1 pseudogene is annotated in these 288 nt (G+C 78.5%); it reads left to right on the top strand.

Going from position 1 to position 288, the window contains the following annotated elements:
- A pseudogene (locus ACLBYB_RS33335) lies at window positions 1-186 on the top strand (acyltransferase family protein); the annotation flags it as partial.
- Window positions 187-288: the final 102 nt, after the last annotated feature.

Genomic DNA, 288 nt, shown 5'->3' with positions numbered 1-288 from the left:
GTCCAACAGTCCCTGCACGCCCTGTGGCCGGCCGCCTCCGGGCCCGCGCTGCTGGTGCCGGCCCTCGCCCTCACGCTGCCGGTCGCGGCGCTGTCCTGGTACGGGGTCGGGCGGCCGGCCCTGTCGCTGAAGGCGCGCGCGCTCGGGCGGCGCCGCCTCGGCACGATCGAGCCGGCCGGGCCGTGACCGCCGACGGGCCTCTCCCGCCACTGAAGACGCTCGCTCGCGCGGCGCGGATGCTGGAGGCGGACGGCTTCGCGATCGTCGCCCGGAACGAGCGCGGCGACA

The sequence above is a fragment of the Methylobacterium sp. D54C genome (assembly GCF_053345595.1).
This window is presented reverse-complemented; position numbering and strand designations above follow the sequence as displayed.